Consider the following 24477-nt stretch of genomic DNA (forward strand, 5'->3'; position numbering starts at 1 on the left):
ACGGCTTCGAGGACAGCTAGTCTCGCGGCTGCTCTGTCTCCAGCACTCGCAAGTTCCGCAATTGCGCCCTTTAGCAAACGCTGAGCGGCCTGCAAGAGGTTCTCTTCAACGCTCCTCATGCGACCGCAGTCCCAACTTGGTCTAGTAGTCGGTTCCGGTTCCGCGCTGTCGCCGGTCGCACTTCGATCACGTACTCATCAACGGCGGCACGTGCCGAGGCTGCAACGGCGTTGGGTCGGTAGCGGCCGATCGTTCGAATCTCGTGCACAAATACCTCCCCAGCCTCGGTCAGTGCAGCCACGAGTTCATCGCGTTCGACGTGACCTTCGTTGCTGTAGCTGAGCAGGATCTTCCGTGCTTGTGTGCCTAGAATGAGGCTCCTTAGGGCATTCAAAGCTCTTGCCTTGTAACAAAAATCACTCGCACGGTCTCGCCAAGGGCGAAGGCCGGTCACTCCTTCGACCTTCGGTCTGTCTCCAACAGTCAGCGTCTCGAGAACGTGATAATAAGCTGCGTACTGTCGCTTGGTGTATGGTGGATCGTAGTAGACAACGTCTTCTTCCTTCGTCGACACATCAAACACATCACCCGTTTTCGCAGCGAATATAGTTCGACGCCTTGGTAACCGCCGCGGATGTACGGCGATGGATCGCAAGGCGCCGTCCGTCCAGCTAGAAAGAAAGCACCCGTAGGTACCCGAAATATTTGCAACCCGATTTGCCGCTCGGATGAGATCCGCCAGCAAAAGCTGTTCTTCCGTCTCGGTGACCAGTTGGCGTCGGGACCAGAGGGCAACCCGTTTACGCATCGCGTCTAGGCGCATTGCATTCGCTTCGGTGAAATAGCGTCGCTCGATTCCCGCTCGGCGAGCAGACGCGGGGCTGTACTCCTCATAAATGAAACCAGCTTCGCCGGCAACTTCGTTGAGCAAATGGCATGCGCGCTCGTAACCCCCCAGTTTCGTGAACGGGGCGTTGTACGTTCCAGCTATCGCCCCCGTCGCCATCGCGATGGCCGATGGCATGAAATCGTTCAATGTGACTGCCCAGCCCTGGTCGGCGGCAGCCGCGGCGACGGAGCCGGTGCCACAGAATGCATCTATGAAGCGACCGCCCGCCGGTTCTCCCGCCAATTCGACTATGGCTTGTGCAACTCGTGCCTTACTACCGATGTAGCGAACACTCACCCGACTCCTCCTTCGTCGCAAGCACAATGCCGCCCGCGAGGGGTCCTCGCAGATTACCGACAAGGGTCGGCAGTGCACCGCAACCTCGCCGGCGGGTCCTATCGTTGTAGACGCCACTGACAGTTTTTGAAACGGGCCCAAGCGCGCGCAGAGCGCACGCTCGGGTGCGCGTGGGCAATACGCAAATGAGCGGTCCCGCAGCTCTGGGCTCAGCGGCCATCGTGATCGCTAGTGAGTCGTTGCTTGCATCGTTGCGGCGGACCGCGGTGGGTTGCGCCGTAGGCCGGGCGACCGAGTCATTCGCGAGCCGGCCGCGGGAATCGACAAGCGGCGGAACTGTGCTCGGGCTACTGTCGGCTGCCTCGAGTGGTGCTGACAGGCTGCATGGGTTAGACGCGAGCCTTCCCATGCTCCTCCATGCATGGCTTCGTCGTCATGCAGTTGCTAATACACGGTCTCCAAATCATCGCCTCGGGCAGGCCCATAGCTGTCGAATGGTGGCACCGCCGTCGACGACAAGTGTCTGACCGGTGATCCGGGCGGCCAGCTCGGAGGACAGGAACAACGCGGCGTTGGCGATGTCATGCGCGCGGGGCGCCGCCAGCGGGTTAATTCCATTGACGGCGTACTCGTTTGGCGGCTGGTCCTCGTTGCCGGTGCCCACATTGCCCGGCGCGACCGCGTTGGCGCGAATGCCGTAGCGCCCTAGTTCGTCGGCGAAGGTTTTGACGAGCGAGATGACGCCGGCCTTGGCGGCGCCGTAGGCGGCATGGTAGGTCGCCGCCGCAATGCCGTCGACCGAGGCGATAGCGACCAACGATCCTCCGGTGCGCTGGCCGATCATGTGCCTAGAGACGGCTTGAAAAAGGTAGTAGACCTGGGTCAGGTTGTAACGAATTGTCGCGTCCCACATTTGGGTAGTGAAGTCCTCGACCTTCGACCAGGTCGCGCCACCGATGATGTCGACGCAGACATCAACACCGCCAAGCGCCGCGACGACGTCATCGATCGCCCGACCGACCTGCACGGGGTCGGTCATATCGGCGACGATCGGGACGGCAGTGCCTCCCCGGCCGACGATCTCGCCGGCAATCGCTCGCGCACGCTGTTCGTCGATGTCGATGCCGGGCCGGCGGCCCCGCCGTTGCCGCCGTGACCGCCGTTGCCGCCGGTGCCGGTGGCGTTAGCGCCCTGGCCGCCCTGGCCACCGTGGCCGCCGTCGCCACCGGTGCCGCTGAGGCCGTTGCCGCCGGCATGGCCACCGAACAATCCCGCCAATCCCTCGGCCTGGCCGCCGGCCCCACCGATGCCGCCGGTGCCGCCGGTGCCGCCGTCGGTTCCGTTTCCGCCGTTGATCGAGCCGACGGTCCCCGGGGTTCCAAGGCCGCCCGTCCCGCCGACCCCGCCAATACCGCCCGCGGCGCCGGCGCCGCCGTTGCCGAAAAATATCCCGCCGTTACCGCCGGCCCCGCCGATGCCGCCGTTGCCGCCGGTCCCGCCCTTGGCGCTGGAGGTCCCCGTGGTGCCGGTGATGCCCGCCCCGCCGGCCCCGCCCTGGCCGCCGTTGCCGAAGAGCCAGGCGTTACCGCCTCGACCGCCCGGCTGCCCCGGCGCGCCGGACCCGCCGTTACCGCCGTTGCCCCACAAGATCCCGCCCGGCCCGCCGGCCTGGCCGGTTCCCGGCGCGCCATTGGTGCCGTCGCCGATCAACGGGGTCCCCAACAACAAATTGGTGGGCGCGTTGATCACCGCCAGGATGTCGTCTCCCAACGTCTGCAACGGCGAGGCGTTGGCCGCCTCGGTGGCCGCATACATGCCCGCACCCGCGGTCAAGGTCCGCACGAACTGGTCATGAAACGCCGCCGCCTGAGCACTCAGGGCCTGAAAGGCCTCTCCGTGGCTGGAAAACAGCGACGCCACCGCCGTCGAAACTTCGTCGGCGCCGGCGGCGAACATGCCGGTCGTCGGGCCCGTCGCCGCCGCATTCGCGGCGCCGATCGCGCCGCCGATATTCGCCAAATCCGAAGCCGCAGCCGTCACAAACTCCGGCGCCGCGATCACATACGACATCCCGACCTCCAACCAAGACGGCGACCGCCCGATCGCCACCGAATCAGTAAGTGGCACCGTATCGCTGCCCGGCCCAGAGAGTTCACGTTTCCGCAAACGTCGCAATGAGCGGCCCGCTGATCAGGTAGGCACATCGCATAGTGCTTCGGCGTGACCAACGCCGGCCGGATGCGGCCACCACGGCAGTCACGCCGACGTCCACCTCCTCGAATTACCGTTCGTTACTTAGGATTTCGCTCGCTCCGGCTACCGGTTTCGGCGGGTGGTAGCTTGAAAACCGGTGTCCGGGAATTGGCCGCGAGCTCGTCGCGCCGAGTGGCGGGCAGGTCATCGCCGAGCCATTCGACATACCGTCCGTGGGACGGTCGGCCGTCTTGATGGACCCCCAGGGCGCAGTGTTCAGCGTGCTGAAGCCGGCGCAGCAGATGTAGCCGGCTTTCGCCAGCGCGACCGTTTGCTCAGTACGACTGATCGGCTTCCTCGAGTCCGGAACTGCCGGACTGGCCTTCAGAGTTCTTGCCGTGGCTTGTGTTTCGTTGTTCTTCGGGATGTTTGCCCCGTAACGGCCCTGCCAGCTGACCCCCTACCCAAACGAGCCCGCGGCCCACTGCCACCAACGCGTGGCCCGTGGTCGTTCCAACCGCCCCGATGGTGGCGAAGGCGGCATCGAACACGCTCGGAATGTGGAAGTCCTCCCAGGTTTCGACCTGGTGGTGGCGCGCCTGCGCGAAGCGGTCGAGCTCGTCGCGAACCGCGCGACGCTGTCGGGCCAGCTCCCGCACCGCCCAAAATCGGAAGCCGTCGAGCACCGCCGGCCTCGCGAACCGGTCGAGGACCTCCGTCGCACGGCCGTAGATGTCGACGTCTTCGCGGAGATGATGGTCGACGAGCTCGCGGGCTTCGTCGATCGCGCGCAGCAGCTGCTCGGGTTGTGTCGCCTCGATGCGCGCGAGGTTCAGCCGCTGCCACTTGTGCAGCGCCCCTTCCGCGATCACCAACAGGCTCAGGGTTTCGCCAAGCCGGTTGTCGCTGACCGCGTTTCGCAGCTTCTCGGCGCGGTGCTGCACGCCGAGGGTGTGATCGAACGACGCCACGACGCGCCGGACATGGTTGCGCAGCTGCTCGACGGTGACATTCAGCGCCGGCCCCAGGGCGGCCACCGACTCCCAGTACGCATCGGGCAGCGACCCATATTTCTCCAGCGAGTCGACCATCCGCGAAATCGTCAGGCTATTGCCCAGCACGTCGCCGGCACGCTGGGCCCGGGCCACCTCGAGCACCGAGTCGACCTTGTCCTCCACGCGCCGGACGGCGTCTTCCACCTGGGCAACCGCGGACGTCAACGCCATCTGCACCGCGATCAGCTGCGCCGACGCGATCGCTTCCGATCCGAGCAGCGCCGGTCGCCACTGCAGGGGCGCGAAGAACTCAGCGTTCGTCACAACCCGAAAGACGCCGTCGCTCAAGGGAACGAGGTTGCCGTCCTGCAACGCGTCGAGACTCTCGCGGTGCAGCTGGACGTACTTGCCGGAGTCGGCCAGCAGCGAGGCCAGCCCGGCCAGCGAGCCACCGTCGATCCCGGCGACTTGCATCGCCTGCCCGGCGGCCGCCCGCAGCCGCGCCAGATAGGACTCGACGGCGGCCGGGTCACCGCCGACCAGCAGGGCCTCGTCATGCAACGACACCACGACCTCGTCGGCGTCGGTCGTCGCCGACACGTCGGCCGTCTCGGATGTGCTCACGAGGCACCCCCAAAGATCCGTCGGCGTGCGAGCGAGCAGGCCGAGATGGGCGGCTGGCGAGTGCGGACGTTACACCGAGGTGTCCGCTCGAACCCTCGCTTCGGCGCCTATTCAGGAGGAATTCACCAGGGACGCGGAGCGGCCCCAGGAACCGCCAGACCCCGGCAAATTGAGGGCTGTCCGCCCAGCTGCGGATGTGGAACCATTTGGCAAATGAAGGACGACGATCCCGAAAAGCGGATCCGCGAGTTGGAACGCGAGCTTGCCGACGTCACGCGGCCGCCGCAAAGCCCGCCCCCGTACACGGGGGGCGAGACGTACACGGAAAACCCGCCGCCGTACACGGGCGGCGCGACCTACAGCGCCCCGACCTACAGCAGCGGCCCGACCTACAGCAGCGGCCCGACCTATTCAAGTGGCGGGCCATTCCCCTGGGGCGCCCCGCAGCCGCGGCGTAGGTCCTACCCCTGGTACCTCGTCCTCGTGCTGCTGGCGGTCGTGGTGCCGATCATCATCAGCCTGGTGATGATGTTCACCAGGTCGTCCATAAGTAGTTCGATCTCGAGAGGCGGCGCCGGCAGGACGACGTCCAGCGGTCCCACCGCGGTGCCGTGGGGCGGCGAGCTGCGCGTCAGCGACAACTCGCAGGCCAGGACGATCTCCTGCAACAACGGCAAGCTCACGCTTGCCGCATACGACAGCAAGTACGTGATCACCGGCCACTGCGCCAGCCTCACGGTGGGCGGCTACGACAACAACGTTACGGTCGACAACTCCGACGCCATCGAGTCGACCGGATACAGCAACGTGGTCCGCGTCGACACCTGTAACGACGGCAACGTGAAGATCTCAAGCTACGGCAACGAATTCAACGTCACCGGCCACTGCGCCGGCCTCGCGATCTCCAGCTACAACAACAAGGTCAACCTCGACAGCGTCGACGCCATCACCGTCTCCGGATACAGCAACAACGTCACCTATCACACGGGCACGCCGAAGATCACAAATTCGGGCTACGACAACAACATTCAGCAGGGCTGAATTGGCTTACGACGCCGTCGGCTCCTCGAAGCAGACCCACGCGACGCGGCGGCGAGGCACTGGCGTAGCGTTTGAAAACGAGCCGTTTCGTTGTCAGCGGTGCTCTCCGCGGCATCCACAGGCAATGCGATTCCTCCGTCGCCCCAGCGCCAGGGGCGGTCGACGCCGACCGTGAAGGAACTGCCCGTGGAAACAGCAACCGATCGCGCGGTGCAACATGCACCGATGCAGCACCTCCGGGGCCGGCACGGAACCAACCCGATACGGGTGTGCGTGGCGCGCGAATTGGGCCACGACATCGACGGCGCGTGGTGGCCGCGCGTGGACCGCATCGCGAACGAGCTGCCCTCCCTGGTCGCGGTGCTGACCCCGCTGCTCGGCGACATCAAATCCATCAACGTCAACTGGTCACCGCTGCAACGACCACCCGACCTGAACTGGCCGGGATGGGAGCACAAGCGCCAGCACGTGATGACGATCAACGGCTGGGACGCGTGCGCGAACCTCCTGGTCGTCCCGTACGCGACCAACTCCGCGCTCGCCCAGATGGTGCTGCGCCTGGCCGCCGACCTGCCCATCGACTGCGCCGACCGCAACAAGCGCGCGTACGTGACCGCCGGCTGCGTCCTCTCTGCTGCGCAACGGCAATGTGACCAGGCAGCGCCAACCGCGTAGATAACAGAGCAACCGCTCTGTTATGCTGCCGGGGTGCCCCGTCCACGCGTCCACGACCAGGACCGGATCCTCGATGCCGCGGAATTGCTGGCGGCCCAGTCCGGACCGGCCGCCGTCACGATCCGCGCGATCAGCAACGCGACGGGCGTCTCCAATGGCGCGCTCTACCACACGTTCGGCTCGCGCGCGGGCTTGGTGGGCCGCGCCTGGCTGCGGGCCGGGTACCGATTCCTCAGCGCGCAAGGCGAATTGATCGACGCCGCGCTCGACGGCGACCCCGCCGAAGCGGTGGTGGCGGCGGCCGAGGCGCCGGCGGTGTTCGCCGAGCAGTATCCGCACTCCTCGCAGCTGATCCTGACGGTGCGCCGCGACGAGCTGCTGGGGCCCGAAACACCGGCCGACATCGCCGCCCAGCTAAGGGATCTGGACCGGCTGCTGGTCGAGGCGATGATCCGGCTGGCCCGCGCCGTGTGGGACCGCAAGGACGGCGCGGCCGTCGACGTCATCACCATGTGCATCGTCGACCTGCCGACCGCAATCCTGTTGGAACGCAAGCGAATCCACGATCCAGACGCGCGGGAACGACTGCGCGCCGCGGTCCGCGCCGTGCTGGCCGTCGGCCCACCGCCGTTGCGACGCAGAAGCACAGAAAGGAACAAGAAATGACACCAACACTGGCCTGGGACGACAAGATCGCCGTCGTCGACCTCGGCGAGGACGAAAACCGGTTCTCACCCGAGTTTCTCGACGCCATCAACGCCCACCTAGACGAGATCGAGGCCGCCGGGGCGCAGGGCCTCGTCACCACCGGGCGCGGCAAGTTCTACACCAACGGGCTGGACCTGGACTGGCTTTCCGCCCACGCCGAGCAGACCCAGTCCTACGTCGGACGGGTGCAAGCCTTGCTGGCCCGCGTCCTGACCTTCCCGACGCCGACCGCCGCCGCGGTCACCGGGCACGCCTTCGGCGCCGGCGCCATGCTCGCGATGGCCCACGACGTGCGGGTGATGCGCGCCGACCGGGGCTACTTCTGCTTTCCCGAGGTCGACATCCGTATCCCGTTCACCGACGGCATGGCCGCGCTGATCCAGGCCAAGCTCACCCCGCGGGCCGCGATCGCGTCGATGACCACCGGGCGACGCTTCGGCGGGACCGAGGCCGTCGAGTTCGGCATCGTCGACGCCACCGCCAGCGAAGGCGAGGTGACCGCCGCGGCCACCGACCTGCTGCGCCCGTTGTCCGGCAAGGACCCAGGCACACTCGGCGCGATCAAGCAGACCATGTTCCGCGGCGCGGCGCAGGCGCTGACCGACGCCTGATACCTACTCGCCGGAGAACCGCTCCCACGCCGACTGGCGCGTGATGCCCAGCGTCTGACCGATTTTCGCCCAGGTGACCCCGCGCCGGCGCAGCTCGCTCACCCACGAGCGCAGGTCGGCCTCGACCCGCTGGGCCACTACCGCCATGCGGGGGATGTGGTCGAGCATCTGCTGATCGCTCCACGACTCCCAGATCGGCATCCGAAGCTCGTTCGGCTTGCCGCGGTACTCGTCGATGATGGCCTGCGACAGCTCGATGCATTCGTTGCAGATCTGCACGCCCGGTCCGGCCACCAGCTTGTCGACCTCGGTGTTGGACTTGCCGCAGAACGAACACCAGATCTGGGCGGTCTGCTTGGTGGGGCTCATCGGGACTCCCTGGTTGTCAGGCTATGCCTGACACACTACGGCGTCAGGGCCGCCCTGACAAGGGCGTGGGCTGGTGTTCAGGTGTCGTGGCCGGCGGTCAGCGACTGATGTGCTCCAGCAGGTGCCTGGACCAGGTGTCGGGCGACTCCAGTGGGCTGAAATGGCCGCAGTTGTCGAGGAATTCGAGGGTGAAGTCCGCGTAGAAGTCATCGAGGGTGTCGCTCCATGTCTGCGGGAACAACGGATCCTGGTCGGGCCACAAGATGGTCACGGGCTTGGCGAACCTGTCTTCGCGGGCCGGTGTTGTCTCGTTGGCGTAGTAGGTGATGGGGTTTCCCTCAGCGTTGCGGAACCACAGAACGCCGGCCAGGAAGGCCCCGGGTGCGGAGTGGTTCTCGGTTAAGTGGTCCAGGAGATCGTCGACGATTGTCGATCCGGGCGCCGACCAGTTCACCAGGTTTTCCTTGAGTGCCGCGCGGACGGCGTCGGGCTTCCCGTCGATGATTTCCTCGACCAGTTCGGATTTGTAGAAGATGGCGTGCACGAACGCGTTCACCGCGTCCTCTTCGAGAATCCGTCGCCCAACGCCCATGGTGGGCGGTGCGATTACCAGCGATCGCACCAGATCGGGCCGGGTGGCCGCGATCGTCTGGGCGGTGAAGCTGCCGATGTCGTACCCGCCCAGCACGGCGTTGCTGATACCTAGTTCTTCGAGCAGTGCGATGACGCTGCCGACCTGGCGATTGAGTGCGTAGGCGGTCGGGTCCTCCAGGTGCTTGTCCGACTTGCCGTAACCGCGCAAGTCGACCACGGTGACGTCCGCCCGTGCCTTGAGCTGGGGGACGACTCTGGAGTACTCCGTGTGGTCGCCGGGATTGCCGTGGATCAGGACGACCGGGACACCCTGCCCGCAGCGCTCGTAGTAGAGCTTGAACCCGTCGTGTTCGGTTGAGTAGGGCACGGGACTTCTCCTTCCTGAAACTCACACCAGCGCTTTTCGATCGCCTGCATGACGGCGTCGCCGCGAAAAGGGTTTACCCGGAAACTGTTTCGACTCGCTTCGGTGATGCTAATAGCCCAGTTTGTCAGGCGGAGTTGCCGGCCGATCGGGGCGGTTGTCAATCTTTGCTGCATCGAGACAGGGGTGCGGCCGAGACAGGTTGTTACTATCGCGCGGGTGGGTGCCCCGGGGTCCGTTTCACGGCGCGACGTGTTGAGATACGCCGCGGTCGCACCGGCGCTCGTCGGGGTCGCCTTGGCGGACGCGCCACACGCACGCGCCGGCATCGCAGGGATGGGCGTCTTCCTCGACCCTGGCCACAACGCCGTGAACGACGCCTCGATCAGCCAACAGGTGCCGAACGGCCGCGGGGGCACCAAGGAGTGCCAGACGTCGGGCGCCGCCACCGCCGACGGCTACCCCGAGCACGCATTCACCTGGGCCGTCGTGGGACTGATCAGTGCTCAACTCAACTCGATGGGGGTCCACACGCAGCTGTCGCGCGCCGACGACAACTCCGTCGGGCCGTGCGTCGATGCACGCGCGGCGGCCGCCAACGCGATGCACCCCGACGCGATCGTGAGCATCCACGCCGACGGCGGCCCCGCCTCCGGCTCGGGATTCCACGTGAACTACTCCAGCCCGCCCCTGAACGACGTCCAGGCCGGCCCGGCCGTCCAGCTCGCGCGCACCATGCGGGATGCCCTGGTGCAGGCGGGCTTTCACCCGTCGACTTATGCCGGCTCGGACGGCCTGTACGGCCGCGCCGACCTCGCCGGGCTCAACCTGGCCCACTACCCGGCCGTCCTGATCGAGCTGGGCAACATGAAGAACCCGGACGAGGCCGCGCGGATGCAGAGCCCCGACGGCCAGGCGAAGTATGCCGCCGCCGTCACGGCGGGGATCGTCGCGTTCCTGAACGCCAAAGGCCCCGCCTAGCGGCTCAGGTCCCGAAGCCTCCGCTGGGCGTCGCCGCGTTGCCGCCGAGATGGCTGGCCGCGAACGCCGCGCCCTTGTCGATCATCTCCCCGTCGGAGGCGTAGGTGTTATGCGCGGCGAAGTTCATCCCGTCCGAGCAGACCGGGTCCTCCGGCGCGCACACCTTGATGGTCTTCGTCTGATACAGCGGGCCGATGGCGACCGGGGGCTGGTTGAGGAAGTTCATCGCGCGGACGTTGGGCATGCCGAAGAGCACGACCGACGAGACGTGATCGGCCACGGAGGGGTCCATCGGTTTCGGCACGGTCGCGGGGTCGACCCCGTCCGGTACCGCGGCCGAGGTGACGAAGCCCATGACGGCCGCGCCCTGCGAGTAGCCGCCCAGCACCATCTTGGTGTTCGGGCAGGTCTTCGCCATGTCCTCGACGTGGAAGCCGGCGTCCTTGATGCCGTCGAGGCCGGTGGCCCACTCATTGCTGGCGGGGTAGTTGACGGGATAGACGTCGAGCGACCGTCCGCCGATGCGCGAGCGCAGGTTGTCGACGAACGCCTGGCCGGTCGGCCCGACGCCGGGGTCCTCGCCGGTGCCGCGGGCGAAGACCACCTGGACGTCCGGACATTGGGCCAAGGCAAGGGGGATGGCGGGCGCGACAACGGTGGCGCCAATGCCCGACACCGCCGCTGCCGCAGAAACAGCGAAGCGAGTGAAGTGACGTGCGATCATGCCAAAAACTTGCCCAAATGCGCAGGGCCCCAAACCTGGGAATTTCCTTGAACTTTCATGACATTTCTCTGGTAACACAACCCGTCAGGCGGCGTCGAGGAATTGATTCACCGCCTGGACAAATTCCGTGGGGCGATCGCGCACGAGCCAGTGCCCACAAGGCTCGAGGACCCGCACCTGTCCGTCCTGGACGAGTCGCGAGGCCCGAATCGAATCGGCCACCGGCACGAGCCTGTCGTCGCGCCCGGCCAGAATCAGCGTCCTGGCCGTGATGCGCGGCAGCTTGGACACCAGCGACAGGCCCTCCGGTCCCGCGCCGAATGCCCATCGTTGCGTGGCGGCGAACGCTTCGCCCGCATGCGGGAGCTTGCCGCTGATGATGACCGCGTCGATCAAGTCGTCGGACAGCGCCGAGGCGTTCTTCATGCCGAGGTTGGCGCGCAACTGCGCGCGAACGACCCCGCGACCCAGGCTCACCGCGAGCTTGTTCATTCGCTTTCCCAGCCCTGGATGGTGCGCGACCCAGTCGGCGGTGCGCATGAACTTGAACTTCTCGGTGATGCCGCCCGGATTGATCGCGACGACGCGACGCACCGCATCGGGGCGGGTGATGGCCATCTCGAGCGTGATCCAACCGCCGAGCGAAAGCCCGCCGAGATCGACGCGATCGAAGCCGGAGGCGCGAATCAGGTCGGCGACCCAGTCGCGGTACCACGGGATGGAAAACGACGACTCCGGGAACTCGGTTTCGCCGTATCCCGGGAGGTCGGGAGCGATGACGCGCCGGCGCTCGCCGAGCGCCACCAGCGCCGAACCAAACGACACCAGCGCCGAGTCGAGGCCACCGCCGTGCAGCAGTATCAGCGGGGTGACGCCGTTGTGGGGATCGATCTCGAAGATCCGCGTGCGGATGCCCTGAACAGTGATGTCACGCGCATCGACCCCGGCGGGAACACGCAGCGCCTTCATCGCTCAACCAGCTGGGCGACAGTGGTTACGACGATGAGCACCAGCACGGCGGCCCCGATGCCGTACACCTGCCGACGCGGGGTGATCCGCGCCGGCAGTGGCTGCCGCTGCAGCGTGTGCTGGCGTTGCACCGCGATCAGGTAGGTGCCCAGCGCGACGACGGCGGCGAGAAGGGCGGGGACCAACTGCCACGGCCCGACGGGGCCGTGCAGGTTCCTGATCATCAGCAGCGCGCCGTTGGCCAGGAACGCGAAGGCCGTCCGCGTCCACGCCAGCGTCGTCCGGTCGGCCGGCTCGTTGGCCCGCGGGTGAACTGTTCGCGTCGCGTCGCTCAACCCATGACCGCCTTGGCGATCACCAGCCCGATCGCGACCAGCCCCACCACGCTGAGGCCCACCGCGAGGTAGGCCGGGGTGGGATGGCGGGGCAAGGGATCACCGTGGCGCATGGCGACATCCGCCTGCCGCCAGCGCACCAGACCCATTCCGCTGGTGAGGGTCGCCAGCACGGCGAGCCCGATGCCGAGCGCGCGCCGCGCTCCGGGCACGGTCAGCTCGGGAACCAGCTGCACCAGCGCGACCGCCGCGGCGAGCAGGCCCAGCGCGGTGCGCTGCCAGGCCAGGAAGGTTCGCTCGTTGGCGAAGGTGAAGCGGTAGTCGGGCTCGCGCTCGTCAGGTTCGGCCACGAACTACCCGCCTCGGCATGGATGGTCAAGCGTTTCGACGTGGCAGATTTTAGCCTGCATGATGAGGCTTGTGGTCAAGGCGCTGTTGTTCGACGTGCAGGGCACGGCGACGGATTTCTATTCGACAGTGTGCGAAGAGGCGGCGCGGATCAGCGCGGGCCGGCACCCGCGTGTCGACTGGGGCGACTTTGTGCGGCGTTGGCGCGCAGGCTACTTCGCGGCTTTGGACGGCGCGCAGGGGAGTGGCTGGGTGTCCGTGCACTCGGTGTATCGGCGCGCTTTGGATGGCGTCCTTTCCGACTATGGCATCGCGGGCTTCTCGGACGCCGAGCGCGACGAGCTCACCCTGGCCTGGCAGCGGCTGCGGCCGTGGCCCGACGTGGTGCCCGGGCTGACGCGGTTGAAGCGCTTGTACACGCTGGCCACCCTGTCGAACGCCGACGTGTCAGCGGTGGTCAACCTCTCCAAGCGCGCGGGCCTGCCCTGGGACGCGATCTTCGCCGCCGAAATGGCCGGGGTGTTCAAGCCCGACCCGGCGATCTATCGCATGGCCGCGACCTACCTCGGCCTGCAGCCCGCCGAGATCATGATGGTGGCCAGCCACAAGTACGACATCCGCGCGGCGGGCGGGCTGGGTTTCGCGACGGCCTTCGTCGCGCGCCCGCTGGAGTTCGGGGCCGACGGCGACGCCGACGTGGCCTACTCCGACGAGTTCGACGTCAACGCGTCCGACTTCCTGGACCTGGCAGCACAACTCGGCTGTTAGCGGTCTACTCGGAAGTCAGTGCGGGGTCCGGCTTCTCCGACGACATGGACAGGAAGCCGCGCACGCATCGGGCTGCCAGCAACCAGTTGCCCGGTTTCTTCATGTCGAGCCCGCCCAGCAGCTGCTTGATCATGGTCAGCGTGTCGAAGTAAATGCGTTCGCAGACAAGCGTTTCGGCGTCGTCGAACACGAAGTAGGCGTTCATCCGGACCCGGAACCGGCTGCCGGTGGGCGGGACCTTGCCGAGATATCCGCGGTGGGTGCCCATCAGCCAGAACTCGACGATCACCGCGTCGGCGCTGTGCCGCAGCGCGATGATCTCGTGGTCCTGATCGGGGAACGCGGTCCTCGTGTAGACGTAGTAGCCGCGCACCGCCTCGTCGCCGTCGTGGACGATCATCTGCGGGATCAGCTCGTAGCGCGGGTGCGGGAAGGTCGCCAGCACGTCGTCCCAGGCCTGGCGGACCTCGTCGTGAAAGTGGTCGAGCACCAGCTTCTCGCGGGCGGCCAGCACGTCGGGGGAGGGAAACGCGGGAACGGTCACGTCGGTCACGCTGGTCAGCGTAAACCCGGGTTGGGTGCTTCTGGCATGCCCGGCTCAGCGAAGGGGTGTGGCTGTCTCAAAACTTGATAGCGCATGCGCTATCAAGTTTTGAAGGGTGATACCCCTTCTCAGAGAGATCCGACGCGGCGGACCGCCCACAACCAGATGCTCAGCTCCTCGGCGTCCAGGCGACCGGCAGCCTCTTGATGCCATGGATGAATTGCGACAGCAGCCTGGCGGGTTCATCGACCGCGACGATGTCGGGGATCTCGCGGCGCAATTCGTCGAAGACGACCCTGATCTCGCGGCGGGCGAGGTTGGCGCCCAGGCAGAAATGGGCGCCGCCGCCGCCGAAGCCGAGATGCGGGTTGGGATCGCGGGCCACGTCGAACATCCACGGGTTGGCGAACTTTGACTCGTCGCGGTTCGCTGAGTTGTACCACAGCGCGGCCTTGTCGCCGGCCGCCAGCTTGACTCCGCTCAGCTCGGTGTCGCGGGTCACGGTGCGCCGCATGTAGACCACCGGGGAGGCCCACCGCACGATCTCCTCGACGGCGGTGGGGGCCAGGGCGTCATAGTTGGCCCACCACTTATCCCGCTCGTCGGGGTAGCGGGACAGCGCGAGCACGCCGTGGCTGATCGCGTTGCGTGTGGTCTCGTTGCCCGCGACGACAAGCAGGATGAAGAACGACGCGATCTCTTGGGACGTCAGGCGCTCGCCGTCGACCTCGGCCTCCACCAGGCTCGTCGTGAGGTCGTCGTGGTGGTTGACGCGGCGGTCCTCGGCCAGCGCGGCGGCATAGGCGCCGATGTCCATCGAAACCTGCGTGAACTCACCGAAATCGGTCGACAGGTCGGGGTCACCGAACCCGAGAATGACGTTGGTCCAATGAAATACGCGCTGATGGTCCTCCTCGGGGATGCCCATCATGTCGCAGATGATCTGCAGTGGCAGCGGCCCGGCCAGCTCGCTGACCAGATCGGCCTCGCCGTCGGGATGATTGGCGATCAGCGACGACACCAGCCGGTGTGCCCGCTCGCGCACCGACGCCTCGATGCGCGCCACCACCTTCGGGGTGAACGCCCGGCTGACGATCGAGCGCAGCCGCTGATGCCGGGGATCGTCGGTCACGATCATCGAGCCGAAATACTCGGCCAACTCCGGCATCTGGTCACCGATCGTGATGCCGCCGGCGGAGCTGAAGATGTCCGGATGGCGGCTGGCGTAGTGCACGTCGTCGAGCTTGGTCAGCGCCCAATACCCGTTGCCGGCCTCGAACCCCTCGTACTCGACCGCCGGCCAGAACGACAGCGGCGCCTCGCGGCGCAGGGTGGCGAAGGCACCGTCGCGGTAGTCGTCGTCGTACCCCCAGAACTCGAGCGACTCGAGATGGATGTCGGCCAGCGGGATCTCGGGCGGTGGCGCCCCGTTCGCGCGAGTCGCGATACCTGTCTTAAGTGACACGGCCGGCCACTCAGTGCGTGCACACGGTTCTGGCCGGCGTCCCCGTCGTCGCCGTCGCGTCGCTGACCACATTGCCGTCGAGCTTGATCTTGCACGAGATGGGACCCGGCCCCTGGGCGCTGATCACGAACACCTCGCCGCCGTAACCGGTGAACTGCGTCGACCAGGGCAGCTTGGCGTTCACGGCGTGCAGCTGACCGTTGTCGGTTTGATACGAGATGTATTCGGCGACGGCGGGGCCGCTCACCTCGTAGGTGACCCTGGGGTTTTCGGGCCCGGCGTTCGCGACGCCGCACCCGGTTGCGAGCCCGACGCCGATCGCCAACAGGATCGACGGCCCGCGCAGATGACTGGTCATGGTTTCACATCGTGTACCACAAACATCGCCTGGTCTAGATGCCGATCGCGGCCATGCTTAGGGTGAACCGGGGGCTGATGGTCAGGAAGGTGTGTATGTCGGGACACGACCCAAAGCGCGTGGTGGTCTGGGGCACCGGATTCGTCGGCAGCATGGTGATCGCCGAGATCGTCAAGCATCCACTGTTCGAGTTGGTGGGCGTCGGCGTCAGCAACCCCAACAAGATCGGCCGCGACGTCGGCGACATCTGCGGGCTGCCGGAGCCGATCGGCATCGTCGCGACCGACGACGTCGACGCGCTGATCGCGTTGCGCCCCGACGCGCTGGTGCACTACGGCCCGACCGCCATGCACGCCGACGCCAACATCGCGCTGATCACGCGGTTCCTGCGGGCCGGCATCGACGTCTGCTCGACCGCGATGACGCCGTGGGTCTGGCCGACCATGCACCTCAACCCGCCCAACTGGATCGAGCCCATCACCGAGGCCTGTGAGCTGGGCGGATCGTCGTGCTTCACCACCGGCATCGACCCGGGGTTCGCTAACGACCTGTTTCCCATGACCCTGATGGGCGTCTGCTCGGAGGTGCGCCGCGTGCGGGCCTCCGAGCTGCTGGACTACACCAACTACGAGGGCGACTACGAGGTCGAGATGGGCATCGGCCGCGAGCCCGAATTCAGCCCGATGCTGGAGAACCCCAGCGTGCTCATCTTCGCGTGGGGCGCGACCGTGCCGATGATCGCGCACGCGGCGGGCATCATGCTCGACGAGATCACCACCACCTGGGACAAGTGGGTGACGCCCACCGAGCGCACGACGGCCAAGGGCGTGATCAAGCCCGGGCACGTCGCCGCCGTCCGGTTCACCATCAACGGCATCTACAAGGGCGAGACGCGCATCCAGCTCGAACACGTCAACCGGATCGGGAACGACGCCGCCCCCGACTGGCCGTCGGGCCACGACAACGACGTCTACCGGGTGGACATCGAGGGCACCCCGAGCATCTTCCAGGAGACCGCGTTCCGGTTCACCGACGGCTCGGGCCGGGACCCGGCCACCGCCGGCTGCCTGGCCACCGGAATGCGGGCGCTCAACGCCGTGCCGGCGGTCAACGACTTGCGGCCGGGCTGGGTCACCCCGCTCGACCTTCCGCTGATCGCCGGGGCGGGCTCCATTCGCTGACGCGCTTATACAGCTGACGCATAGCAGGCGCAGAGACTGGCTATAGGTTCCCCCGGCACGATTAGCCGTGCTGCTGAAGTGGGGATTGATACATGGTCGATAGGGTGAGGCCCGCACTGGGCCTGTCAATTGGTTCCACCAACCTCGCGGCCGCGACCGCCAATCTCGTAATCACGCGCAAGCCGGTCCTCACGCTCTACCGCGAACGCCCACCCGAGGTGGGCGTCCCCTCGGAAAACCCTCGACTCGACGAGCCGGGCGTGGTCATCACCGGTTTCGTGAACCGGGTCGCGGATCCGGATGGAATCCGGGCCGCCGACGGCTCGGTGCACCGCGGCGGCGCGTTGATCGCCGACGCGATGCGCGCGCTGGCGTACGCGGTGACCGGTGGGCGCCCGCTGCCCGAAAACATCGCGGTGACCTATCCCGCCCATTGGTCCGACAACTCCGTGCACGCCCTGGGCGCCGCGCTGGGCGGCGTGTCCGAATGGAAGGATCCCGCGCGGCCGCTGGTGCTGATCCCCGATGCCGCCGCGACCTTGTTCGCGGTGCGGGCCAACCCGGGCATCCCCGCGCGCGGCACCGTGGCCGTGTGCGATTTCGGCGGCAGCGGCACCAGCATCACGCTGATGGACGCCGCCGGCAACTACCAGGCCCTCGCCCCGACCGTGCGCTATCCCGACTTCTCCGGCGACATGATCGACCAGGCGCTGCTCACCGCCGTCATGGCCGACGCGCCAGGCATCGGCTCGCTGAGCCCGCTGCGCAGCGGGTGCCGCGGCGCCAAGGAGCAGCTCTCGTCGACCACGGTGACTTCCCTGGCCGTCAGCGACATCCGGCTTACCAGAAACGAACTCGAGGACGCCATTCGCCAGCCGCTGACCAACTTCGTGGCGGTGCTCGACGAGGCATTGCGGCGCAACGGGATTCGCGATCTGGCCGCGGTGGTTTCGGTGGGCGGCGGGGCGAACATCCCGGCCGTCACCACGACCCTGTCGGGACATTTCCGCGTGCCGGTCATCACGACGCCGCAGCCCCAACTGACCGCGGCAATCGGGGCCGCGCTGCGCGTCGCGCCGGGACCGGTAGATGACACTGCGACCGCGCTGATTCCGGCCGCGCCGGCGACGGCACCGGCTCCCGCGATGGCGACGGCAACCGCGCGCGCCTGGCCGGGTCGTCGTGGCGCTGGGACCGCGACGGCCGAGGCGCCGTCACCCGGGACGGCGCCCGCGATGGCCTGGTCGGAGGCCACCGGCGCCGGCCCCACGTCCGCGAGCCCGGCACCGGTTCCCGAGCCCGCCGTGGTCGCGCCCCCGGAATTCAACAAGTCCATCTGGCGGCGGTTGGCCCCGCTGATTGTCATCGGCGCCCTGCTGGCGCTCCTGCTTGTGGGCGCCGCGCTGGCGATCGGCCTGGGGTCCAGCAGCAAGCCCGCGCCGGCGCCGGCCGGCAACACCACTCCGGCATCCCCGGCGCCCTCGTCGGCGCCGCCCGCCCCGGTGACACAGCCGCCGCCCCCGCCGCCGAGCGCCGAGCCGAGCCCGCCGCCCCCGAGCGATGCGCCGAGCCCCGAGCCGCCGCCGGCGGCCCAAGAGCCCGTCGCACCGGCCGAGTCGCCCGCGCCGCCGCCGGCAGTCGCCGAGCCGCCCCTGCCACGGATGCCGCGGATCCCCGCGATCCCGGCCCTGCCGCCAATCCCGGGGATCAACGAACCGATCCCGGGCTTCCCGGAAATCCCGACCCTACTGAGCCAGCTCGCTCCGCGCGCCCGCTGAATCAGCTTCCGCTGGGGCGCTTTTCGCCCTTGTTCTCCTCGGCCGAGGCCTTCTTCAGCTCTTCGTTCAGGGCCTTATCCTTCTCGATTTGCTCTTTGTAGGCTTCGGGGTCTCTGCCTTCGTCGTCCTGCTGGTCCGAGCCGGCGTTCGAGTCGGCACCCTCGGGCGTCTCGGATTTCGGGTTGCCCTCGTCGTCCAGCCAATCGTTGACCGCCGTGCCCGACACCATCGCACCGGAACCCGGCAGCACCAGAGTGGGGCGCTCTTCGTAGGCCGTCATCATCTCGGCGGCCTTTTCCTTGTGCTCCTCGTTCGGCTCCGGCTTTTCGGTTTGCTGCCGATCGTCTTGTTCGCCCGACTCCTGGTCGGTCGCCCGCTGGTCCTCTTCCTGGCCAGCCACTTTGTCGTCCTGCACGCTCATGACGTACCCCCTTTGGAGTCGTGGCGACTATCTGAGGGGGGTTACCCGCTGTGGCGGCGCGCCGAAACTCTCGTCACTGCGATCGGCCGCGCTTGACCAGAACCACCGTGGCGATCGGAATCCGCATGGGCTCGGGCGCGGTTGCCAGGCGTTCAGCAACGGCGGTCTCCAGGTGGTCGACGAACGCGGTCGCCCGCGGGTCGCCGGCGCCGCCGTTCAGCCCGCCCACCAGGGCCGGAAAGAGCGCGGCCCGCGCGAACCCCGCCCATTGCGCCCCGAAAGCGTTTGCGTCGTCGTCAATTTGGAGCCGGGCCCAGAACCGGTCCTCGGCGTTGAATGTCTCGAGATGCTCGATCCTCAGGCCCTCGAACCGCCCGCTCGGCGCGAACGGCGCGTGAAAGTCCTTCTCGCTGCGGGCGAATGTGGGGATGGCCATGCGGCGCAGCTCGTCCTCGCCGAGCGAGCCGTCGCGCGCCTGGTCGGCCAGCGCCGCGACGATCGCGTCGAGCAGCGGCCGGAAGCCCGACGTGCCGTCCTCGTCGACCGCCGATGTCATCACCACCAGCCGCCCGTCGGGAGCCAACTCGCGCCCGCGGAACGCCACGAAGTCGTTCCAGTCGACGGCGGCCTGGTGCGCGTAGGCCGCGCGGGCCGCGTCGTCGCTGCTGTAGCCGACGTGCACGTGATCTTCTAGCTCGCAGGGGATCCGGCTCACCCACTGCGTCGCCCACGACGTCCAGCCGAGGTTGACCGTGTTCGACGGCAGGATCTGACCGTAAAACGACCGCCCGATCGCCGAGGCGAAACTCGCTGTGTCCGTGTGTAAATAGCTGTCCGGGTCGTCGGACAGGGTGCGAAACAGCGCGGTGAAGTCGTTGTCCGGGACGTCGGTGTGCGCGACCAGGATCGCGTGGTCGTGGCGGGTGCGACGGCGCAGCACCGCGATGCCGGCCGACATCGGCTTCAGCGAGTTGTGCCCGTTGGCGGCGCCGTAGTCGGCGATGACGATCGGCTGCGGCGCCGCGGGGATCGGCACCTGCTCGGCGGCGCGCTCGAACAAGGCGATGCCCTGGGCCAGGCCGGCGGCCTGCAGCCGGGACGACTGGGTATAGGTCGCGCTGTGTGTCGGCTCTGGCCGGACCACGATGCTCGACTCGGGCAGTCGACGTTCCGGCCGCATGCACCAACGATAGTCAGTTCGGCCCCGGATAGCTGACTCCGGTGAGCTGCTCGGAAAGCTCCCAGAGGCGCCGGCAGTCGTCCTCGTTCTGGGCGAGCTTGGGCACCCGGGCGAGGGCGACCCCGCCGCCGGCCAGCTCCTGGAACCCGCGTGGCCCGTAGAAGGCGCCGCCCTCGGCGTGCGGCGCGGCGGCCGCATACAGCGCCGGCAGGATCCCCTCGTCGATCTCCTGCCACAAGAACGGCGTGAACCGCCAGGACGCCTTGTACAGCCGCTCCATCAGGGCGGGCCGTTCGCGGCCGTGCGAGGGCCCGGCGATCTGCAGGTTGGTCTTTGTCAGGCCGGGGTGCGCGGCGTTGGACACGATGCCCCAGCCGCCCGCGCGGCTGCGCCGGTCGAGCTCGAGGGCGAACATCAACACCGCGAGCTTCGACTGGCCGTACGCCGACATGGCGGCGTAGGACTTCTCGAACTGCGGGTCGTCGAAGTGGATCTTGCCGCTCTGGCGGGCGGCGAGGCTGCTCAGCGAGACGACGCGGGCGACCTTGGCGGCGCGCAGCAGCGGCAGCACGTGTCCGGTCAGCGCGAAATGCCCGAGATGGTTGCTGCCGAACTGCAATTCGAAGCCGTCGGCGGTGGTGTCGCGTTCCGGTGGCGTCATGACGCCGGCGTTGTTGATCAGGATGTCGATCGGGCGGCCCTCGGCGTTGAGCTGTTCGCCCAGCGCGGCGACCGAGGTCAGCGAGGACAGGTCGAGGGCCTTGATGGTCAGCTTGGCGTCGGGAACCGTGGCGCGGATTTCCTCGATCGCCTTTTCCCCCTTGGCCCGGTTGCGGATCGCCATCACGACGTCGGCGCCGGCGGCCGACAGGCGCCGGGCCAGCCCGAACCCCAGACCGCTGTTGGCCCCGGTGACGATTGCCAGCTTGCCCGACAGGTCGGGAACCGTGGCGACGAGATCGTTGGCCATGCGTTTCACTCCTCTCGTATGAGCCCGGTTCTAGTCTGCTCTTTGTGTCGCGGTCAGCGAACCCCTGCGGAAATCTGATCGCCGCGTTGGTGCTCGGTGCGCTGCCCGCGCTCGCCTTCCCCGCGCTCGCGTGGTGGTGGCTGGCCTGGTTCGGCCTGGTTCCGCTGCTGTTGCTGGTGCGGGCGGCGCCGTCCGCCTGGGCGGGGGCAGCGCGGGCCTGGTGCGGTGTGGCCGGGTTCGTGCTGGTCACCCAGTACTGGCTGGTGACCAGCGCCGGCCCGCTGCTGCTGTTGTTGGCCGCCGGGCTGGGTGCGCTGTGGCTGCCGTGGGGGTGGCTGGCGCATCGGTTGTTGTCGGCGCCCGTCGGCTTTCGGCGCACCGTCGCGGCCGTGGTGGTGCTGCCCAGCGCGTGGGTGGTGGCCGAGATGGTGCGGTCCTGGCCGCCGCTGGGCGGTTCGTGGGCGTCGCTGGGCGCGTCGCAGGCCGCCCAGCCGGTGACGCTGGCGTCGGCGTCGCTGGGCGGGGTGTGGTTGACGAGTTTCCTTGTGGCCGCGTGCAATACGGCCCTGGTCGGTGTGCTGCTGCACCGCGACACTCTGGGCCGTGCGGTGGCGCTGGGGTGCGCGGTGGTGTGCGTCGCCGTGGGCCCGTTGTGGTACGGGCTGGGCCCGTCGCCGTCCGGCGGCGCGACGGTGCGCGTGGCGCTCGTGCAGCCCGGGCAGATCGCCGACGCCGGCTCTCGTCTAGCGGCCGGCGAGGCGCTGACGGCGGGGCTCGCCGGGCAGCGGCTCGATCTGGTGGTGTGGGGTGAAAGCAGCGTGGGATCGGACCTCGCGGGCCACCCGGAGGTGTTGGCCCGGCTCGCCGACCTGTCCCGGCGGGTGGGCGCGGACCTGCTGGTCAACGTCGACGCGCCCGCGCCGGGCGGCGGCATCTACAAGTCGGCGGTGCTCGTCGGGGAGCGCGGGGCGTTGGGTAGTTACCGCAAGACCCGGCTGGTGCCGTTCGGCGAATACGTCCCGCTGCGAACGCTTTTCGGCTGGATCACCCGGCACAGCCGGGCCGCCGCGCAGGACCGTCAGCGCGGGACCGGCCCGGTGCTGCTGCACGCCGGCGACCTGCCCATCGGGCCGCTGGTCAGCTACGAGACCCTGTTCTCCGACCTGGCCCGCCGGGAGGCACGGCTCGGCGCCGGGTTGCTGGTCTACCAGAGCTCCACGTCCTCGTTCCAGGGCAGTTGGGCGCAGCCGCAGCTGGCCACCCAGCCCGCGGTCCGCGCGGTCGAGGCGGGCCGCCCGGCGGTACACGTCGGGTTGTCCGGCGACAGCTCGGCCTTCGACGCCCGAGGCCACCGCCTGGCCTGGTGCCCGTCCGGATTCCGGGGCGTCACCGTGGTCGACGTCCCGCTGGGAGCGACCGCCACGCCGTACGTACGGCTGGGGGACTGGGTGCCGGTGCTGGCGGTGGTGATCCTCGTCGGCTTCGCGCTGCTTACCTGGCGTCGCCTGGGCCGCGGTGCCACACTGCGTGCATGACCAGCCGTCGGCTCGCGAAGATTTCGCTGTCCACCGCCGTCGTGCTGATGGTCGTGTCGGTGGCCGGGTTCATCGTCGCGCTGGTGCTCAACGCGTTCTTTTTGGACAAGTACAACGCCTACGGTGAAGTGCCGATCCCGGGGTCGAACAGCCTGAACCTGCCTGCCGGCGAGGTCACCATCAGCCTGCACACCGTCGTCGTCGGCAGTCCCAACGGCGGCCTGCCGGTGCCGCCGCTCGGGGTGACGATCGCGCCGCCCGACGGGGTCGCGCAACCCGCGCTCAGCGAAAGCATCGGCAGCACAACGACGGTCAACAACGACGCGCACGTGCGCGTGTGGGTGGCCAAGATTCCCGTCGCCGGCACCTACAACATCACCACCGACGGCCAGGTCAACGGATACATCAACCCGCGACTGGCCTTCGGCCACCAGAGTTCGTACGGCTATCTGGTGTGGTTGTTCGTCGGGCTGTTCGTGGCGGGACTGGTCGGCTCGATCCTGTCGGGCCTGTGGCTGTCGCGCACCCGGCGCAAGGCGGTGGTGGCGGCCAACCCCTACTACCCACCGCCGGTGCCGGTGTCCCCGACCACCCCGGTGGAACCCAGCGACGAGGGGGTCCGCCTCGAGCGGCTCAAAACGCTGGCGGCGCTGCGGGATTCCGGGGCGTTGACCGGGGAGGAGTTCGAGGCCGAAAAGCGCCGGATCCTCGAGGGGCATTGATTCGGCCCGAACCCTAGGATGTCCGTTCCGACCGCGCTACGATCCGCCGTACAAGGTCGACCTGGGGCTGGGAGGTAGCTCATGTCGCATGTGACCGCCACGCCGCATCTGTTGGCGGCGGCGGCCGGGGATCTGGCCTCGGTCGGGTCGACGATCAACGCGGCCAACTCGACCGCCGCGGCAGGGACCGCGGGAGTCGAAGCTCCGGGCGGCGACGCGGTGTCGGCGTTCGTATCGGCGCTGTTTTCCGCGCACTCGAAGGCCTACCAGGCCGCCGGCGCCCAAGCCGCTTATTACCACGACCAGTTTGTCCAGGCGCTGCGCGCGAGCGCGGGAACGTACGCCAGCACCGAGGCCGTCAACGCGTCGCCGCTGCAGAAGGTGCAGGAATTCGTCGGCGCGGCCAGCCAGTCTCCCGCCGGGCACCTGATCGGCAACGCCGCCCACGGGGCGATGGATGCCGCGCAACATGCCGGCAGCGGCGGGCCCGTGCCCGGCAGCGTCGGCACCGCGCCGGTCAGCGCCAACCACGTGGGCGCCGGCGCCGGCGCATCCACCGGGGACGGCCGGGTGGCCGCGGCCGGTGGCCCGCCAGGCGGCAATGCCGGCGGCGGCGGCGCGGTCGCCGGTGACGGCGGCGGAATGGCCGCTGACGCCGTCCAACCCCGGCAGCACCGCCGCGGCCGGGTAGGCAGTCGCCATGACGTGGGGCGCTGGCGGCGGCGTCGCGATGCCCGGCACCAGCGGCGCGGCGGGCGCAGCCGGGCGATGGCGCGCAGCCGGATCACTCCGACCGCGACAAAGCTGCAGTGCCCCTGCCCATCCCGCCGCTACGTCA

26 protein-coding genes and 2 pseudogenes are annotated in these 24477 nt (G+C 68.1%); 12 read left to right on the forward strand and 16 right to left on the reverse strand.

Annotated features, from left to right (window positions below):
* Positions 1-115: 115 nt before the first annotated feature.
* The 3 genes and pseudogenes from A5712_RS30460 to A5712_RS32505 all read right to left on the reverse strand — a co-directional run.
* Positions 116-1186: a DNA adenine methylase gene (locus A5712_RS30460; protein ID WP_156766744.1), complete on the reverse strand. Its 1071-nt coding sequence runs from the start codon at positions 1184-1186 to the stop codon at positions 116-118.
* A 463-nt stretch (positions 1187-1649) separates the two neighbouring features.
* A complete protein-coding gene (locus A5712_RS23795) occupies positions 1650-2309 on the reverse strand; it encodes an SDR family NAD(P)-dependent oxidoreductase (RefSeq protein ID WP_369830428.1) in 660 nt (219 codons plus the stop codon).
* 5 nt (positions 2310-2314) lie between these two features.
* Positions 2315-3256 (reverse strand): annotated as a pseudogene (locus A5712_RS32505) (PE family protein); the annotation flags it as partial.
* A 308-nt stretch (positions 3257-3564) separates the two neighbouring features.
* Between A5712_RS32505 and A5712_RS31040 the strand changes: the two are divergent.
* Positions 3565-3687, forward strand: a pseudogene (locus tag A5712_RS31040) (VOC family protein); the annotation flags it as partial.
* A gap of 27 nt (positions 3688-3714) precedes the next feature.
* Here A5712_RS31040 and A5712_RS23805 read toward each other — a convergent pair.
* Positions 3715-4974 (reverse strand): hypothetical protein, encoded by a 1260-nt coding sequence (locus tag A5712_RS23805; protein ID WP_068110839.1) that lies wholly within the window; start codon positions 4972-4974, stop codon positions 3715-3717.
* 237 nt (positions 4975-5211) lie between these two features.
* On the opposite strand from A5712_RS23805, the gene A5712_RS23810 reads away from it, so the two are divergent.
* From A5712_RS23810 to A5712_RS23825, 4 genes are all read left to right on the forward strand, one after another.
* A complete protein-coding gene (locus tag A5712_RS23810) occupies positions 5212-6039 on the forward strand; it encodes a DUF3060 domain-containing protein (RefSeq protein ID WP_068110762.1) in 828 nt (275 codons plus the stop codon).
* Positions 6040-6264: 225 nt separating this feature from the next.
* Positions 6265-6714, forward strand: coding sequence for a DUF5994 family protein (locus A5712_RS23815; RefSeq protein ID WP_068110765.1), 450 nt, complete (start codon positions 6265-6267; stop codon positions 6712-6714).
* Positions 6715-6747: 33 nt separating this feature from the next.
* Positions 6748-7380 carry a TetR/AcrR family transcriptional regulator gene (locus tag A5712_RS23820; protein ID WP_068110777.1) on the forward strand — a complete coding sequence of 211 codons (633 nt, stop codon included), beginning with the start codon at positions 6748-6750 and terminating at the stop codon, positions 7378-7380.
* Complete coding sequence (locus A5712_RS23825; RefSeq protein ID WP_068110779.1) at positions 7377-8033, forward strand: enoyl-CoA hydratase-related protein; 657 nt, start codon at positions 7377-7379, stop codon at positions 8031-8033. The genes A5712_RS23820 and A5712_RS23825 overlap by 4 nt, the downstream gene beginning before the upstream one ends.
* 3 nt (positions 8034-8036) lie before the next feature.
* Here the strand turns inward: A5712_RS23825 and A5712_RS32510 are convergent, their stop codons facing one another.
* Both A5712_RS32510 and A5712_RS23835 read right to left on the reverse strand, forming a co-directional pair.
* Positions 8037-8402 (reverse strand): ClpX C4-type zinc finger protein, encoded by a 366-nt coding sequence (locus A5712_RS32510; RefSeq protein ID WP_068110783.1) that lies wholly within the window; start codon positions 8400-8402, stop codon positions 8037-8039.
* A 97-nt stretch (positions 8403-8499) separates the two neighbouring features.
* Positions 8500-9363, reverse strand: coding sequence for an alpha/beta fold hydrolase (locus tag A5712_RS23835; protein WP_068110788.1), 864 nt, complete (start codon positions 9361-9363; stop codon positions 8500-8502).
* 216 nt (positions 9364-9579) lie between these two features.
* Between A5712_RS23835 and A5712_RS23840 the strand changes: the two genes are divergently transcribed.
* On the forward strand, positions 9580-10341 hold the full coding sequence (locus A5712_RS23840) for an Rv3717 family N-acetylmuramoyl-L-alanine amidase (protein ID WP_068110791.1): 762 nt from the start codon (positions 9580-9582) through the stop codon (positions 10339-10341).
* A gap of 4 nt (positions 10342-10345) precedes the next feature.
* Here the strand turns inward: A5712_RS23840 and A5712_RS23845 are convergent, their stop codons facing one another.
* The 4 genes from A5712_RS23845 to A5712_RS23860 all read right to left on the reverse strand — a co-directional run bounded on the left by A5712_RS23845 (position 10346) and on the right by A5712_RS23860 (position 12719).
* On the reverse strand, positions 10346-11065 hold the full coding sequence (locus tag A5712_RS23845) for a cutinase family protein (protein WP_068110794.1): 720 nt from the start codon (positions 11063-11065) through the stop codon (positions 10346-10348).
* Between the two features lie 84 nt (positions 11066-11149).
* Positions 11150-12034, reverse strand: coding sequence for an alpha/beta fold hydrolase (locus A5712_RS23850; RefSeq protein ID WP_068110798.1), 885 nt, complete (start codon positions 12032-12034; stop codon positions 11150-11152).
* Positions 12031-12369: a DUF202 domain-containing protein gene (locus tag A5712_RS23855; RefSeq protein WP_068110801.1), complete on the reverse strand. Its 339-nt coding sequence runs from the start codon at positions 12367-12369 to the stop codon at positions 12031-12033. Before A5712_RS23855 ends, A5712_RS23850 begins: the two co-directional genes overlap by 4 nt.
* Positions 12366-12719, reverse strand: a complete 354-nt coding sequence (locus A5712_RS23860; RefSeq protein ID WP_068110802.1) for a YidH family protein — start codon at positions 12717-12719, stop codon at positions 12366-12368. The genes A5712_RS23855 and A5712_RS23860 overlap by 4 nt, the downstream gene beginning before the upstream one ends.
* A 58-nt stretch (positions 12720-12777) precedes the next feature.
* Between A5712_RS23860 and A5712_RS23865 the strand changes: the two genes are divergently transcribed.
* Positions 12778-13485, forward strand: a complete 708-nt coding sequence (locus A5712_RS23865; protein WP_082973632.1) for a haloacid dehalogenase type II — start codon at positions 12778-12780, stop codon at positions 13483-13485.
* 4 nt (positions 13486-13489) lie between these two features.
* On the opposite strand, the gene A5712_RS23870 is transcribed toward A5712_RS23865, so the two are convergent.
* The 3 genes from A5712_RS23870 to A5712_RS23880 all read right to left on the reverse strand — a co-directional run bounded on the left by A5712_RS23870 (position 13490) and on the right by A5712_RS23880 (position 15852).
* Positions 13490-14029 carry an ester cyclase gene (locus tag A5712_RS23870; RefSeq protein ID WP_068110842.1) on the reverse strand — a complete coding sequence of 180 codons (540 nt, stop codon included), beginning with the start codon at positions 14027-14029 and terminating at the stop codon, positions 13490-13492.
* Positions 14030-14198: 169 nt separating this feature from the next.
* On the reverse strand, positions 14199-15494 hold the full coding sequence (locus A5712_RS23875) for a cytochrome P450 (RefSeq protein WP_068110805.1): 1296 nt from the start codon (positions 15492-15494) through the stop codon (positions 14199-14201).
* 10 nt (positions 15495-15504) lie between these two features.
* Positions 15505-15852, reverse strand: coding sequence for an MmpS family transport accessory protein (locus A5712_RS23880; protein WP_068110808.1), 348 nt, complete (start codon positions 15850-15852; stop codon positions 15505-15507).
* A 95-nt stretch (positions 15853-15947) separates the two neighbouring features.
* Here A5712_RS23880 and A5712_RS23885 point away from each other — a divergent pair, with 95 nt between their 5' ends.
* Positions 15948-17033, forward strand: coding sequence for a dihydrodipicolinate reductase (locus A5712_RS23885; protein ID WP_068110844.1), 1086 nt, complete (start codon positions 15948-15950; stop codon positions 17031-17033).
* Positions 17034-17125: 92 nt separating this feature from the next.
* On the forward strand, positions 17126-18811 hold the full coding sequence (locus tag A5712_RS23890; protein WP_068110810.1) for an Hsp70 family protein: 1686 nt from the start codon (positions 17126-17128) through the stop codon (positions 18809-18811).
* Between the two features lies 1 nt (position 18812).
* Here A5712_RS23890 and A5712_RS23895 read toward each other — a convergent pair whose 3' ends face one another.
* The 3 genes from A5712_RS23895 to A5712_RS23905 form a co-directional block, all read right to left on the reverse strand.
* Positions 18813-19232 carry a hypothetical protein gene (locus A5712_RS23895; RefSeq protein WP_068110812.1) on the reverse strand — a complete coding sequence of 140 codons (420 nt, stop codon included), beginning with the start codon at positions 19230-19232 and terminating at the stop codon, positions 18813-18815.
* Positions 19233-19305: 73 nt separating this feature from the next.
* A complete protein-coding gene (locus A5712_RS23900; RefSeq protein WP_068110814.1) occupies positions 19306-20412 on the reverse strand; it encodes an SAM-dependent methyltransferase in 1107 nt (368 codons plus the stop codon).
* 13 nt (positions 20413-20425) lie between these two features.
* Complete coding sequence (locus tag A5712_RS23905) at positions 20426-21382, reverse strand: SDR family oxidoreductase (protein WP_068110817.1); 957 nt, start codon at positions 21380-21382, stop codon at positions 20426-20428.
* A gap of 44 nt (positions 21383-21426) precedes the next feature.
* On the opposite strand from A5712_RS23905, the gene lnt reads away from it, so the two are divergent.
* The 3 genes from lnt to A5712_RS32515 all read left to right on the forward strand — a co-directional run.
* Positions 21427-22917 (forward strand): apolipoprotein N-acyltransferase, encoded by a 1491-nt coding sequence (gene lnt / locus A5712_RS23910; protein WP_369830427.1) that lies wholly within the window; start codon positions 21427-21429, stop codon positions 22915-22917.
* A complete protein-coding gene (locus A5712_RS23915; RefSeq protein WP_068110823.1) occupies positions 22914-23639 on the forward strand; it encodes an SHOCT domain-containing protein in 726 nt (241 codons plus the stop codon). Before lnt ends, A5712_RS23915 begins: the two co-directional genes overlap by 4 nt.
* Positions 23640-23720: 81 nt before the next feature.
* On the forward strand, positions 23721-24477 hold a 757-nt coding region (locus A5712_RS32515; protein WP_068110826.1), incomplete at its 3' end, for a PE family protein.

The organism is Mycobacterium sp. E2327 (genome assembly GCF_001672675.1).
Lineage (GTDB): Bacteria > Actinomycetota > Actinomycetes > Mycobacteriales > Mycobacteriaceae > Mycobacterium.